At 73.6% G+C, this 13,610-nt stretch carries 15 protein-coding genes; 7 read left to right on the top strand and 8 right to left on the bottom strand.

Going from position 1 to position 13,610, the window contains the following annotated elements; all coding sequences use genetic code 11:
• Positions 1-49 precede the first annotated feature (49 nt).
• The 6 genes from ACWDVG_RS07405 to ACWDVG_RS07380 all read right to left on the bottom strand — a co-directional run bounded on the left by ACWDVG_RS07405 (position 50) and on the right by ACWDVG_RS07380 (position 5,755).
• A complete protein-coding gene (locus ACWDVG_RS07405) occupies positions 50-1,345 on the bottom strand; it encodes an HD domain-containing protein (protein WP_451697050.1) in 1,296 nt (431 codons plus the stop codon).
• Positions 1,342-2,766, bottom strand: coding sequence for an HD-GYP domain-containing protein (locus tag ACWDVG_RS07400; protein ID WP_451697408.1), 1,425 nt, complete (start codon positions 2,764-2,766; stop codon positions 1,342-1,344). Before ACWDVG_RS07400 ends, ACWDVG_RS07405 begins: the two co-directional genes overlap by 4 nt.
• Positions 2,767-2,911: 145 nt before the next feature.
• Complete coding sequence (rsrA, locus tag ACWDVG_RS07395) at positions 2,912-3,229, bottom strand: mycothiol system anti-sigma-R factor (protein WP_451697048.1); 318 nt, start codon at positions 3,227-3,229, stop codon at positions 2,912-2,914.
• A complete protein-coding gene (locus tag ACWDVG_RS07390) occupies positions 3,226-3,882 on the bottom strand; it encodes a sigma-70 family RNA polymerase sigma factor (protein WP_451697046.1) in 657 nt (218 codons plus the stop codon). The genes rsrA and ACWDVG_RS07390 overlap by 4 nt, the downstream gene beginning before the upstream one ends.
• 319 nt (positions 3,883-4,201) lie before the next feature.
• The gene (locus ACWDVG_RS07385; RefSeq protein WP_451697044.1) at positions 4,202-4,840 is read right to left on the bottom strand and encodes an alpha/beta hydrolase family protein; all 639 of its coding nucleotides are present in this window, start codon (positions 4,838-4,840) and stop codon (positions 4,202-4,204) included.
• 99 nt (positions 4,841-4,939) lie between these two features.
• On the bottom strand, positions 4,940-5,755 hold the full coding sequence (locus ACWDVG_RS07380) for an SOS response-associated peptidase (protein ID WP_451697042.1): 816 nt from the start codon (positions 5,753-5,755) through the stop codon (positions 4,940-4,942).
• 49 nt (positions 5,756-5,804) lie between these two features.
• On the opposite strand from ACWDVG_RS07380, the gene ACWDVG_RS07375 reads away from it, so the two are divergent.
• From ACWDVG_RS07375 to ACWDVG_RS07360, 4 genes are all read left to right on the top strand, one after another.
• Positions 5,805-6,488, top strand: a complete 684-nt coding sequence (locus ACWDVG_RS07375; protein ID WP_451697040.1) for a M50 family metallopeptidase — start codon at positions 5,805-5,807, stop codon at positions 6,486-6,488.
• Between the two features lie 55 nt (positions 6,489-6,543).
• Positions 6,544-7,890, top strand: coding sequence for a 3-phosphoshikimate 1-carboxyvinyltransferase (gene aroA / locus ACWDVG_RS07370; protein WP_451697039.1), 1,347 nt, complete (start codon positions 6,544-6,546; stop codon positions 7,888-7,890).
• 3 nt (positions 7,891-7,893) lie between these two features.
• On the top strand, positions 7,894-8,904 hold the full coding sequence (rsgA, locus tag ACWDVG_RS07365) for a ribosome small subunit-dependent GTPase A (protein ID WP_451697037.1): 1,011 nt from the start codon (positions 7,894-7,896) through the stop codon (positions 8,902-8,904).
• Between the two features lie 93 nt (positions 8,905-8,997).
• Positions 8,998-9,321 carry a DMT family transporter gene (locus ACWDVG_RS07360; protein WP_451697035.1) on the top strand — a complete coding sequence of 108 codons (324 nt, stop codon included), beginning with the start codon at positions 8,998-9,000 and terminating at the stop codon, positions 9,319-9,321.
• Here ACWDVG_RS07360 and ACWDVG_RS07355 read toward each other — a convergent pair.
• Positions 9,213-9,851, bottom strand: coding sequence for a TetR/AcrR family transcriptional regulator (locus tag ACWDVG_RS07355; protein WP_451697033.1), 639 nt, complete (start codon positions 9,849-9,851; stop codon positions 9,213-9,215). The two genes, ACWDVG_RS07360 and ACWDVG_RS07355, sit on opposite strands and share 109 nt — an antisense overlap.
• A gap of 107 nt (positions 9,852-9,958) precedes the next feature.
• Between ACWDVG_RS07355 and hisN the strand changes: the two genes are divergently transcribed.
• Both hisN and ACWDVG_RS07345 read left to right on the top strand, forming a co-directional pair.
• A complete protein-coding gene (gene hisN, locus ACWDVG_RS07350; RefSeq protein WP_451697031.1) occupies positions 9,959-10,768 on the top strand; it encodes a histidinol-phosphatase in 810 nt (269 codons plus the stop codon).
• Between the two features lie 162 nt (positions 10,769-10,930).
• Positions 10,931-11,317, top strand: coding sequence for a CBS domain-containing protein (locus tag ACWDVG_RS07345; protein WP_451697029.1), 387 nt, complete (start codon positions 10,931-10,933; stop codon positions 11,315-11,317).
• 80 nt (positions 11,318-11,397) lie between these two features.
• Here ACWDVG_RS07345 and ACWDVG_RS07340 read toward each other — a convergent pair whose 3' ends face one another.
• The gene (locus ACWDVG_RS07340) at positions 11,398-12,849 is read right to left on the bottom strand and encodes a catalase (protein WP_451697027.1); all 1,452 of its coding nucleotides are present in this window, start codon (positions 12,847-12,849) and stop codon (positions 11,398-11,400) included.
• Between the two features lie 167 nt (positions 12,850-13,016).
• Here ACWDVG_RS07340 and ACWDVG_RS07335 point away from each other — a divergent pair, with 167 nt between their 5' ends.
• Positions 13,017-13,436, top strand: a complete 420-nt coding sequence (locus tag ACWDVG_RS07335) for a Fur family transcriptional regulator (RefSeq protein ID WP_451697025.1) — start codon at positions 13,017-13,019, stop codon at positions 13,434-13,436.
• Positions 13,437-13,610 lie beyond the last annotated feature (174 nt).

Below are 13,610 nucleotides of genomic sequence, written 5' to 3'. Positions count from 1 at the left end.
TGTTCGCATCCAACCATGCCCGGTCGGACGCGCGCTCATTACCCATGGGTTACCCAGCGGCGGCCGAGGTCACCCCAGGCGCTCCGCCCCGGGCGAGGACCCGGGCCAGGCCCTCGACGACCTCGGGGTGGTAGTCGCGGGCGGTGCCGAGCCGGAGCTGTTCGAGTGCGGCCAGGGCGGCCCCCGCTCCCTCGCCCGCGCCCGCGAGGTCGTCGTAGGCGTTGACGGCGCGGACGATCCGGGCGGGCAGCGGCTGCTCGCGGTACGGGTCGGCCTGGCGCTCGACGACGACGGCGACGGCGACGGGGACGCCGGTCCTGCGGACGACCTCGCCGCCGAGGAGGGCGATCCTGCGCTGCTCCTCGGCGGACAGGAGCGAGGTGGCGCCCCCCGCGACCGGGTCGACGAGGGAGAGCTGTCCGATGTCGTGCATGAGCGCCGCGTGTTCGAGGACGGTGAGGTCGGGCCCTGAGAGGCCGAGCTCGCGGCCGACGGCGGTGCTGAGGGCGGCGACCCGGTGGGCGTGGCCGGGCGGGGTGCAGCCCGCGATCTCGGTGGCCCGGGCGAGGGAGGCGATGGTCTGCCGGTTGACGGTGCGCACGGCCGCGTACCGCCGGAAGGAGACCTGGGTGAGCAGGAGCGGTACGGCGAGGACGGGCAGCGCCCACAGTCCGGCGGCGGCCACGCCGAGGGCCATGACGGCGCCGGTGGCGCAGACGGCGGAGCCGATGCCGATCAGGGAGCGCAGTTCGTCGCGGAGGAGGGGGCCGTACGGGTAGCCGGAGCGGGCGCGCAGGACGAGGGCGGCGAGGACGGCGTCGCAGAGGGCGGTGAGGACGAGCAGGAGCAGCAGGAAGAGGGCGTGGAGCGCGCCCCGGCCGAGGTGTTCGGCGAGGGTGCCGGAGTTGTAGAGGGGCTGGAAGCAGAGGGCGGCGAAGCCGACGGTGAGGACGCGGCGGGCGAGGTGGTCGGGGGCGGGCCACCGGCCGCGGGCGAGGTGCGGGACGATCCCGGCGAGGCCGCCCGCGACGGCGACGGCGACCGTCTGCAGGACGCCGTGGGTGGTGGCGCTGCCCGCGTCGGCGCCGAGGAGCGCGTACGCGAGGGCGCCCGCGGCGGCGAGCGGCGCGGGTTCCCGGTCGCCGGGCCCGTCCGGCGCGGGCGGGGATCCGGCGTCGGGCGCGGTGCACCAGCGGGACAGCTCGCCGAGGGCGACGAGGGTGCCGAAGGCGAGGGCGGTGCCGGGTTCGGCGACTCCCTGCCAGAGGGTGGTGCCGAACGCGGCGGCGCCGAGGAGCAGGGCCGCCGCGTACAGGCCGCCGACGGTGACGGAGCCGGGCCTCATGTGCGCTTCCGCGAGGAGGTGGGGCCGGGGGGCGCGGGGGCGTTCGCCGGGGGCGGGCCCGACGGCAGGGGCCCGCGCGGCGGGGGCACCTGGTCCGGGGGCGGCGCGGTCGTCTCGTCGGCGGTGACGGCGGGGTGCCAGCCGTGGCGGTCGAGGGCCCGGACGAGGGCGTCGACCATCCGGGGGTCGAACTGGCTGCCCGCGCACCGCTCCAGCTCGGCGACGGCGGTCGGCACGGGCCGGGCGCGGCTGTAGGAGCGGGTGGAGGTCATGGCGTCGAAGGCGTCGGCGACGGCCACCACGCGGGCGAACTCGGGGATCTCCTCGCCGCGCAGCCCGTAGGGGTAGCCGCTGCCGTCCATGCGCTCGTGGTGGTGGAGGATCGCGGTGCGGGCCTCGCCGAGGAAGCCGATGCCCCGGACCATCTCGTGGCCGTACTCCGGGTGCAGCTCGATGATCCGGCGCTCCTCCGGGGTGAGCGGCCCGTCCTTGGTGAGCACGCGGGTGGGCACGCCGAGTTTGCCGACGTCGTGGAGGATCCCGGCGAAGCGGGCGACGTCGAGGCGCTCCTCCGCCATGCCGAGCTCACGGGCGATCAGGACGGAGGCGTGGCCGACGCGTTCGCTGTGGCCGCGGGTGTACCGGTCCTTGATGTCGACGGCCTGGACGAGGGCGCGGATGGTGGCCTGGTGGGCGGCGCGCTCGCGGTGGTACTGGGCGAAGACCCAGCAGGAGATGTACATGGGCAGCAGCACGAAGAGGGCGGCGACCGGCCCGTACGAGCTGCGCCAGAGCACGGCCATCATCAGCCCGGCGAGACCGTGGACGGCGTACGGGGCGAGGGCGCGGCCGAGGAGTCCGTGCCGGGCGGCCCCGCGCGGCAGCCCTTCGGCGGTGGCGCGGACGCCCGCGTCGAGGGCGGTGAGGACGAGGCAGAAGGCGAGGGCGGAGGCGGCGGCGGGGAGGAGCGCGTACGGCAGGTCGGGGGCGGCCCCGTCGTGGCCGAGGGCGGCGGGGGCGCCCAGCGGGGCGGCGGTGGCGGCCGCGGCCCAGACGGCGAGCGCGGTGGCGGCGGCGCGCCAGGCCCGGCGCGGGGCGGCCGGGGGTTCCTCGACGCGGGCGAGGAGGCTGCCGGGCAGGGCGGTGAGCGCGGCGGCGGCGGGGTCGAGGAGCAGCGCGGCGGCGAGCAGGACGGGGAAGAAGGAGCCGGTGCCCGGGGGTACGGCGCCGCCGAGCGCGCGGCCGACGAGCGGGCAGCGGGCCGGCAGCTCGCAGAGCGCGTACAGGGCGGCGAGGAGGGCGACGGTCGCCCAGGGGGTGTGCGCGCCGGGGCGTAACGCGGGCAGCGCGCACGCGCAGGCGCCGAGCAGGGCGCAGCCGATGTACACGCGGGCCGCGCGCGGAATGACCTGGACGCCCATCACTCCGGTCACGGTAGCGAGTGGGGCGGTCCCGGGCGGCGGCGTGGCGCTGATTCGCACCATCGGGTGATACAAGCCGACAAATGCGCGGGGCCGCCGCGGTCGTGCCGCGACGGCCCTCGTGTTCCGGACGGGTCCGGGGTGCCTACTCCTGGGTGGCGGGGGTCTGGGTCTCCGGCGCCGTGAGGTCCTGCTCCGGCACCAGGTGTCCGGAGCGGATCAGGTCGATCCGGCCCATGACCTTGGCCCTCAGGTCGGTGGGCACGTCGTCGCTGCCGCAGCAGCGCTTGACGAGCTTCTTCACCGCCTGTTCGAGGCCGTACTTCTCCAGGCACGGGGAGCACTCCTCGAAGTGCACCTCGAACTTCGTGCAGTCGCTGTCGGGCATCTCACGGTCGAGGAACTCGTAGAGATGGTCCAGGACCTCCGAGCAGTCCGTCTCGTGCGGCTCTCCGCAGCTCATGAGCCCGAGCCTTTCAGATCGTTCGACGACTCTCCGGCGCCCGCGGGTACGAGCCCGCGGTCGCGGGCGTAGTCCTCGAGCATGCCGCGCAGCTGGCGGCGGCCCCGGTGCAGCCGGGACATCACCGTACCGATGGGCGTACCCATGATGTCCGCGATCTCCTTGTACGCAAAGCCCTCGACATCGGCGAGATAGACGGCGATGCGGAACTCCTCGGGGATCGCCTGCAGCGCTTCCTTCACGTCGGAGTCCGGGAGGTGGTCGAGCGCCTGGGACTCGGCGGAGCGCAGGCCGGTCGACATGTGCGACTCGGCGCGGGCGAGCTGCCAGTCCTCGATCTCCTCGGCAGCGCTCCGCTGGGGCTCACGCTGCTTCTTGCGGTACGAGTTGATGAAGGTGTTCGTGAGGATGCGGTACAGCCACGCCTTGAGGTTGGTGCCCTCACGGAACTGGTGGAAGGAGCCGTACGCCTTCGCGTAGGTCTCCTGGACCAGGTCCTCCGCGTCCGCGGGGTTGCGCGTCATGCGCAGCGCGGCCGAGTACATCTGGTCGAGGTAGCCGAGGGCGTCCCGCTCGAAGCGCGCGTTGCGCTCCTCGGTCGTCTCCTGCGGGCCGTCGTCGGTCCCTGTGTCGGTCCCAGTGACCGGACCCACCTCCTCCAGCGTGGCGGCGGGCCCGAACGCGGACCCGCTCGTTTCGGAGGATAGACGAGGAACCGCTCCGCCCGCCCCCCGAATCCGGGCGGCCTTGGGCGCGGACAGCACTGTCCAGTCGAGGTCAGCGCCCTGCGCGCGCTCCGGGCAGATGGTCGAACCCATGCGACGGCTCCCTCTTCCTTTGGCTTCCTCTGGTCTCGCACCGACGCTCGGAACAACAGTGGTCCCGTGCTCCGCATTCCCACCCGGCGCACGGCGTCCGCGCCCGGGTGGGACGGCCTCTCCGACGGGGCCGGCCGCGTCGGCGCGGCCCGCCTCAACGCAGCCCGGCGAGCCAGCCGGTGACGCCCGCGACGAGCAGCGCGAGCGCCTCCTCGCCGCCGAGCGGGGCCCGCTTGGGAAGGGCGAAGCCGTGGTCGCCGTACGGGATCTCCACGAGGTCGTGGGGTCCGTCGGGGAACTCCTCCGGCCGCCCGAAGGGGTCGTTGCCGCCCTGGACGACGAGGGTCGGCAGCCCGGTCGAGAGCAGCTCGTCGGCGCGGGACTTCTCCGGCCGGCCCGGCGGGTGCAGCGGGAAGCTCAGCGCGAGGACGGCGTGGGCGCCCAGCTCGCGGCCGGTGCGGCAGGCGACCCGGGCGCCGGCGCTGCGGCCGCCCGCGATCACCGGGAGGCCCTGCCGGGCGAGGGCCGGCCAGAGGCCGCGCCACCCGGTGTCGAGGGTCTTCGGGGCCGGGGCGACCTTCTTGCCGGCCACCCGCCACGGCTGTTCGACGAGCGCCACGGTCACCCCGTGGGCGGGCAGCGCCGCCGCGAGGGCCTTCAGGTCGCGGGCCTCGACGCCGCCGCCCGCGCCGTGGCCGAGCGCGAGGACGGCCCACGGCCGGGCGGTGGTGCCGGGGTGCCAGGTGATGCGGGCCTCACCGGCGTCGGTGGGAACGGTCTCGTACTGTGTCACGTCCCCATCCTGCCGCCCGCCGGGCCCGGAGCGGCCGCGCGGCGGCGGCCGGGGGGTGCCGTCGCGGCGGCCGGGGGGGTGCCGTCGCGGCGGGCCGCGTCAGAAGAGCGTGCCGACCTCGGGGCCCGACAGCTCCGTCAGCAGCTCGGGGCCGTTGTTCCGTACGTTGCTGACCGCCGTCGGCACCGGGTAGGCCCGCATCAGGCCGCCCGGCGGCGGGGCGAGCAGTCCGCGCAGCTCGTCGAGGCCGGTGCGCGCCGGGTCGAGCCAGGCGTCCCAGCGGTCCTCCGTCAGCATCAGCGGCATCCGGGGGTGGATGTCGGCCAGCGAGTGCGGGCCCTCCGCCGGGGCCACGCCGAGGGGGCCGGCCTCCGCCTCGGTGGTGACCACCGAGCAGGTCACCCACCAGGCGCCGGGTTCCCCGTCCGGCAGGTTCGGGTCGCGCCAGAACTCGTAGATCCCGGCCATCGCGAAGACGGAGCCGTCCGCCGGGGTCACGAAGTACGGCTGCTTGCGGGGCCGCTTCTTCTTGCCCTCGACCTCCAGGTCGCGCTCGGCGGCGCCGGTCACCCACTCGTAGTAGCCGTCGGCGGGCAGGATGCAGCGGCGGGCCTGGAAGGCGCGCTTGAAGGAGGGCTTCTCGTGCAGGGTCTCGGCCCGCGCGTTGATCATCCGGGCCGCGCCCTCCGGCGTCTTGGACCAGGAGGGGACGAGTCCCCACTTCAGCGGCCGCAGCTGGCGAACCGGCCGCCGTGATTCCGCGTCCTTCACAGGGCGTTCGAGGATCGCCCAGACCTCCTTCGTCGGGGCCACGTTCCAGTCCGGGGCCAGGGTCTCCTCCGGTTCCCACTTCTCCACCCCGAAGAGGCCGACGAGGTCCTCGGGGCGCCGACTCGCTGCATACCGTCCGCACATACGTGCCACACTGCCACGATCCCCGACCTCCCGAGGAGCGGCCCGAACGATGGACCTCTTCAGCCCGCAGGCCGCACCGGCCGAGTGGCTGGTGATCGCCACCGCGGTCGCCGCCCTCGCCGTCACCGTGCCCCGCCGCACCTGGCTCGTCGCCCGCAACGCGATCACCATCGCCCACGAGGGCGGCCACGGACTGGTCGCGCTCGTCTGCGGCCGCCGGCTGGAGGCGATCCGGCTGCACTCGGACACCAGCGGTCTCACCGTCACCCGGGGCCGCCCCACCGGTCTCGGCGTGGTCCTCACCCTGGCCGCCGGCTACACCGCCGCCCCGCTCCTGGGCCTCGGCGGCGCCGCCCTGCTCGGCGCGGGCCTGGTGACCCTGCTGCTGTGGGTCGCCACGGGCCTGCTGCTCGCGATGCTGGTGATGGTCCGCAACGCGTACGGGGTCCTCACCGTCGTCCTGACCGGCGCGCTGTTCCTGCTGGTCTCCTGGCTGACCGGCCCCGAGGTGCAGGCCGTCTTCGCCTACGCGGTGGTGTGGTTCCTGCTGCTCGGCGGGGTGCGGCCGCCCTTCGAGCTCCAGGGCAAGCGGCGTCACGGCGACACCCCCGACTCGGACGCCGACCAGCTCACGCGGCTCACGCACGTGCCCGCGGCGATGTGGCTCGCCTTCTTCCACACGGTCTCGCTCTGCTGTCTGATCGGCGGCTCCCGGTGGCTCCTGGGGTTCTGACACCCCCGTACGCCGCTGGCTCCCACGGTTCCGGGGCCCCCGTACAGTGAGGGGCATGACCGCTGCAGCTTCCGCGCACCCCGACCCGTCGCACTCCGGCCCCTCCGCCGACCTCTGGCCCGCCCCGTACGCCCGCGGCGCCGTCGACGCGACGGTCACCGTGCCCGGTTCGAAGTCGGTCACCAACCGCGGGCTCGTGCTCGCCGCGCTGGCGAGCGAGCCGGGCTGGCTGCGCCGCCCGCTGCGCTCCCGGGACACCCTCCTGATGGCCGAGGCGCTCCGTACCCTCGGCGTCAGGATCGAGGAGGGCGTGGGCCCCGACGGGACCGGCGAGGCCTGGCGGATCATCCCGTCGCCGCTGCGCGGCCCGGCCTCCGTCGACGTCGGCAACGCGGGCACGGTCATGCGCTTCCTGCCGCCGGTCGCCGCCCTCGCCGACGGTCCCGTCCGCTTCGACGGCGACCCGCGCTCGCACGAGCGGCCGCTGGGCGGCGTGATCGACGCGCTGCGCGCGCTGGGCGCCCGCGTCGAGGACGACAACCGGGGCGCGCTGCCCATGACCGTGTACGGCGCCGGCGGTCTGGACGGCGGCACGGTCGAGCTCGACGCCTCCTCGTCCTCCCAGTTCGTCAGCGCCCTGCTGCTCTCGGCGCCGCGCTTCAACCAGGGCGTGGAGGTGCGGCACGTGGGGGGCAGGCTGCCCTCGCTGCCGCACATCCGGATGACCGTCGACATGCTGCGCTCGGTCGGCGCGCAGGTCGACGAGCCGGAGCACGGCGGCGCCCCCGACGTGTGGCGGGTCGCCTCCTCGGCGCTGCGCGGCCGGGACCTGGTCGTGGAGCCGGACCTGTCCAACGCGCAGCCGTTCCTCGCGGCGGCGCTGGTGACCGGCGGCCGGGTGACGGTCCCGGACTGGCCCGAGCGCACCACCCAGCCCGGTGACGAGCTGCGGAGGATCTTCACCGAGATGGGTGGTTCCTGCGAGCTGACGGCGGAGGGGCTCACCTTCACCGGTACGGGCCGGATCCACGGCATCGACGTGGACCTGGGCGAGGTCGGCGAGCTGACCCCGGGCATCGCGGCGGTCGCGGCGCTCGCGGACTCCCCGTCGACCCTGCGCGGCGTCGCCCATCTGCGGCTGCACGAGACGGACCGGCTGGCGGCGCTCACCAAGGAGATCAACGAGCTGGGTGGCGACGTCACCGAGACCGAGGACGGTCTCCACATCCGCCCGCGCCCGCTGCACGCCGGCGTCTTCCACACGTACCACGACCACCGGATGGCGACGGCGGGCGCGATCATCGGGCTCGCGGTCGAGGGCGTGGAGATCGAGGACGTGGCCACGACGGCGAAGACCTTGCCGGACTTCCCGACGATGTGGACCGAAATGCTCGGGGTCTGAGTCATGCGGCGTTACGGCAAGCACACCGACGAGGACGACATCCGCCAGCGGCCCAACCGCAAGGGCACCCGTCCCCGCACCACGATCCGCCCCAAGCACGAGGACGCCGTCGAGGGCATGGTCCTGACCGTGGACCGGGGCCGGCTGACCTGTCTGGTCGACGACCGGATCGTCATGGCGATGAAGGCGCGGGAGCTGGGCCGCAAGGCCGCCGTGGTCGGTGACCGGGTCTCCCTGGTGGGCGACCTGTCGGGCGAGAAGGACACGCTGGCGCGGATCGTGCGGATCGGTGAGCGCAGCTCGGTGCTGCGCCGCACGGCGGACGACGACGACCCGTTCGAGCGGGTCGTGGTGGCCAACGCCGACCAACTGGCGATCGTCACGGCCCTCGCGGACCCGGAGCCGCGGCCCCGGCTGATCGACCGCTGCCTCGTGGCGGCGTACGACGGCGGTCTCGAACCCTTCCTGGTGATGACGAAGTCGGACCTGGCGCCGTCGTCGTCGCTCCTGGAGCTCTACGGCGACCTGGACATCCCGCACGTGGTGGTGAACCGCGAGGAGCTGTACGACGGCGGGGCCGCGGACCGGGTGCGGGAGCACCTGGACGGGCGGGTCACCGCGTTCGTCGGGCACTCGGGCGTCGGCAAGACGACGCTGGTCAACGCCCTAGTGCCGGAGGACAAGCGCCGGATCACCGGCCATGTGAACGCGGTGACGGGCCGCGGCCGGCACACCACGACCTCGGCGCTCGCGCTGCCGCTGGACGAGGTCGACGGCTGGGTCATCGACACGCCGGGCGTGCGCTCGTTCGGGCTCCACCACGTCGACCCGTCGCGGGTCATCCACGCCTTCCCCGACCTGGAGCCGGGCACGGAGAAGTGTCCGCGCGCCTGCGGCCACGACGAGCCGGAGTGCGCGCTCGACGCCTGGGTGGCGGAGGGGCACGCCGATCCCGCGCGGCTGTACTCGCTGCGGCGGCTGCTCGCGACCCGGGAGCGGCGCGAGGGCGACTGAGCCCGGCGGTGTGCACGCCCGCTCACGGTCGGCAAGGGCATAATCGCACCAAGTGCGACGAAGCAGTCACCGAGGGCGTGGGAGGCACTGACGATGGCGTGGCTGCTGGTGGTGGTGGCCGGGGTGCTGGAGACCGGCTTCGCGGTCTGTCTGAAGCTGTCGCACGGTTTCACCCGGCTCTGGCCGACGATCGCCTTCGCCGTCTTCGCGCTGGGCAGCTTCGGTCTGCTGACGCTGGCGCTGCGGAAGCTGGACGTGGGTCCGGCGTACGCGGTGTGGACCGGGATCGGGGCGACCGGGACGGCGATCTACGGCATGGTCTTCCTCGGCGACGTGGTCTCCACGCTCAAGATCGTCTCGATCAGCCTGGTGATCGCCGGGGTCATCGGACTCCAGCTCTCCGGTTCCGCCCACTGACCCCCCGTCGGCGGCAGCGCCGGTGCCACGACGTGGCTGAGGGCGAGGCGTACGGCGAGCTCGCACCCCGCGGCCCAGCGCTCCCCCACGCAGGCGGCGGTGGCGGCGACGAGTTCGCCCGGTGCGGGCGGTCCCTCGTCGGCACGCCGCTGGGCGGGGACGGGGGCCGGCCTGGCGCCCGGCCGCACGGGGCGCGGCCGCGGCAGCCGCTCGTCCCAGGCGCCGGTGAACAGCGCCCGCAGCAGCGGCCGGTCCGCGGCGCGGGCGACGGTCCACTCGGCGAGGGCGACGAGGTTCCGCTCGGGCGGCGCGGAGGCGGCGAGGAGCCGTCGAGCGCCCTGGAGATAGGCGTCGGCCTCTGCCCGTACGAGGGCGCGGGCGAGGCCCTCCTTGCTGCCGAACTCGTTGTAGAGGGTCTGCCGGGAGACGCGGGCGGCGGCGGCGACGTCCACCATCCGCACGGCGGACCACGGCCGGTGCGCGAGCGCGGTGAGCGCGGCGTCGAGCAGGGCCTCGCGGGCAGTCGGCATGGTCGCCTCCCGGGCCGGAACGGTTCAGCGCCCAGCGTCGGCAGCCGGACACGCACTGTCAAGGGGCCGGGACGGCGCGTCCGCCCGGCGGGGATAGAGTGCCGGGCATGGCCGATTACCACGATGATCTGCGTCTCGCCCATGTCCTCGCGGATGCCGCGGACGCGGCCACGATGGACCGCTTCCAGGCGCTGGACCTGAAGGTCGAGACGAAGCCGGACATGACCCCGGTGAGCGAGGCCGACAAGGCCGCGGAGGAGCTGATCAGGGGTCAGCTCCAGCGCGCGAGGCCGCGGGACGCGATCCTGGGCGAGGAGTACGGCGTGGAGGGCTCGGGCCCGCGCCGCTGGGTGATCGACCCGATCGACGGGACCAAGAACTACGTGCGCGGGGTGCCGGTGTGGGCGACCCTGATCGCGCTGATGGAAGCAGGGGAGACCGGGTTCCAGCCGGTGGTGGGCGTGGTGTCGGCCCCGGCGCTCGGCCGCCGCTGGTGGGCGGCGAAGGGGCTCGGCGCGTTCACCGGCCGCAGCCTGGCCTCGGCGCGCCGGATCGGCGTCTCGAAGGTGGCCTCGCTCGCGGACGCGTCCTTCGCGTACTCCTCGCTGAGCGGCTGGGAGGAGCGGGGCCGGCTGGAGGGGTTCCTCGACCTCACGCGCGCGTGTTGGCGGACCCGGGCGTACGGCGACTTCTGGCCGTACATGATGGTCGCCGAGGGTGCGGTGGACATCTGCGCGGAGCCGGAGCTGTCGCTGTGGGACATGGCGGCGGTGGCGATCGTGGTGCAGGAGGCGGGCGGAACGTACACCGGTCTCGACGGTCGGCACGGTCCGCACAGCGGCAACGCGGCGGCCTCGAACGGCCTGCTCCACGGCGAACTGCTGAGCTATCTCAACCAGGAGGACGCGCGGGCCTGAGCGCTCCGCGGCTCCCCTCGCGCCCCCGACGGCGCCCCGCACGCCTCTTGCCGGGCGCCGGGGCGCGGTGCCACGCTGAGGATCCCCCCGCTTGTGCACTTGTGAATCGCTTCTCGTTGAACGGTTCGCCTTGAGCGGCTCACCAAGGAGGTGGCTCCGTCCATGCTCGTCCGTGACGCCATGAGCACGGTGGTCCTCACCATCGGCCCCGCCCACACACTCCGTCAGGCCGCCCGGCTGATGTCGGCGCGGCGCGTCGGTGCGGCGGTCGTCCTCGACAGCGATGCCGGGCTCGGCATCCTGACCGAGCGCGACATCCTCAACTCGCTGGCCAGGGACCAGAACCCCGACCACGAGACCGCCGACGCCCACACCACCCACGACGTCGTCTTCGCGGCGCCCACCTGGTCCCTGGAGGAGGCGGCCGAGGCGATGACCCGCGGCGGGTTCCGTCATCTCATCGTGCTCGACGACCACGGGCCGGTCGGGGTGGTCTCCGTACGGGACATCATCCGCTGCTGGGTCCCGCGGCACAGCGTGGCCGCGTAGCACCCGGCCCGGGAACGACGGGGGCGGGCCGGACCCCCTCACGGAGGTCCGGCCCGCCCTCTTTCCTACGACAAGCGCCGTCAGCCGCGCAGGGCCTGGACCGCGGCCTCCAGCCGCTTGCCGAAGTCACCGTCCGCCTGGCGGAAGTTGTTGATGGCCCGGTCGGCGATGTCGTCGCGCGACACCTTGGCGATGAAGCCCGCCAGGTTGTCGACCAGCCGGCCCTTCTCGTCCTCCGACATCAGGCGGTAGAGGTTGCCCGCCTGCACGAAGTCGTTGTCCTCGGCGTGCACGGGGGCGGCGTGGTCGCCGGTCACACCGGTGACGGCGGAGCCGACCCAGAGCGGCCGGTCGATCTGGTGCGGGCCGCCGAAGCTGTTCGGCTCGTAGTTCTTCGCGCCCTTGTGGCGGCCGTCGTAGAGGAAGCCGTCACGCGAGTGGGTGCGCGCCTCGGTGGCGTGCGGGCGGTTCACCGGCAGGTGGTCGGCGTTGATGCCGACGCGGTAGCGGTGCGCGTCGCCGTAGGCGAAGAGGCGGCCCTGGAGCATCTTGTCCGGGGACGGGCCGATGCCGGGCACGAAGTGCGCGGGGCTGAAGATGGACTGCTCGACCTCGGCGAAGATGTTCTCCGGGTTGCGGTTGAGCTCCAGCTTGCCGATCTCGATCGGCGGGTAGTCCGCGTGCGGCCACACCTTGGTGAGGTCGAACGGGTTGAAGCGGTACGTCGCCGCGTCGGCCGCGGGCATGATCTGGACCTGCACGGTCCAGGTCGGGAAGTCGCCGCGCTCGATGGCCTCGCGCAGGTCGCGCTGGTGGCTGTCCGGGTCCTCGCCCGCGAGGCGGTTGGCCTCCTCCTGGGTGAGGTTCTTGATGCCCTGGTCGGTCTTGAAGTGGTACTTGACCCAGAAGACCTCGCCGGCCTCGTTGTTCCACTGGAACGTGTGCGAGCCGAAGCCGTCCATGTGGCGGTACGAGGCGGGGATGCCGCGGTCGCCGAAGAGCCAGGTGACCTGGTGGGTCGACTCCGGGGAGAGGCTCCAGAAGTCCCAGACGTTGTCCGCCTCCTGCGAGCCGGTGTACGGGTCGCGCTTCTGGGTGTGGATGAAGTCGGGGAACTTGATGGCGTCCCTGATGAAGAAGACCGGGGTGTTGTTGCCGACGAGGTCGTAGTTGCCCTCTTCGGTGTAGAACTTCAGCGCCCAGCCCCGCGGGTCACGGACGGCGTCGGCCGCGCCGAGGTTGCCCGCGACGGTGGAGAAGCGCAGGAAGGTCTCGGTCTGCTTGCCGACCTCGGAGAGGAACTTCGCCCGCGTCCAGCGCGTGACGTCGGCGGTCACCGTGAAGGTGCCGTAGGCGCCCGCACCGCGCGCGTGGACCACGCGCTCCGGGATGCGCTCGCGGTTGAAGTGGGCGAGCTTCTCCAGGAGCAGCTGGTCCTGGACGAGGACCGGACCGCCGACGCCCGCCGTCTCGCTGTTCTGGTTGTCGGCGACCGGCGCTCCGGCCTCCGTGGTGAGCGGTCCCTGCGTCACGTGCGCCTCCTGCGTCATGTCCTGCGGTCCTGTCCTTCGGCCGGCTCCAGTTCGGGGCCTTGGCCAATGCCGGGTTCGATCCTACAATAGACATTGTCTAAGTCAAGTGAGCTTCCAAAGTCACACCCGTTCGGGAACACGCTCCCCCGACTGTTAGGCTGGTGCGCATGAGTGACCTGTTGGAACGACTGCGCGGACGCGGCTGGCGGATGACCGCGCAGCGACGCGTCGTGGCCGAGGTCCTCGACGGGGACCACGTACACCTGACCGCCGACGAGGTGCACGCCCGCGCCGTGGCGAAGCTGCCCGAGATCTCGCGCGCGACCGTCTACAACACGCTGGGCGAGATGGTGACGCTCGGCGAGGTGATCGAGGTCGCCACCGACGGGCGCGCCAAGCGGTACGACCCGAACGCCCACCGCCCGCACCAGCACCTGGTCTGCGGCCGCTGCGGCACGATCCGGGACGTCCACCCGGCGGGCGACCCGCTGGCGGACCTGCCCGACACGGAGCGCTTCGGCTTCACGATCTCCGGAGTGGAGGTCACGTACCGGGGGCTGTGCCCGGGCTGCGCGACGACCGCCTGACGGCTCGACGGCCTGACACGTCGAGAAGGGCCCCCGCTCCGGCGGGGGCCTTTCTCGCTGTACTCCCGCAACGGAGGGGGGAACGCCGAAGGCCCGGATCCGTTTCCGGATCCGGGCCTTCGGGCTACTGAGTAGCGGGGACAGGATTTGAACCTGCGACCTCTGGGTTATGAG

The organism is Streptomyces sp. NPDC003327, assembly GCF_053589515.1.
This window is presented reverse-complemented; position numbering and strand designations above follow the sequence as displayed.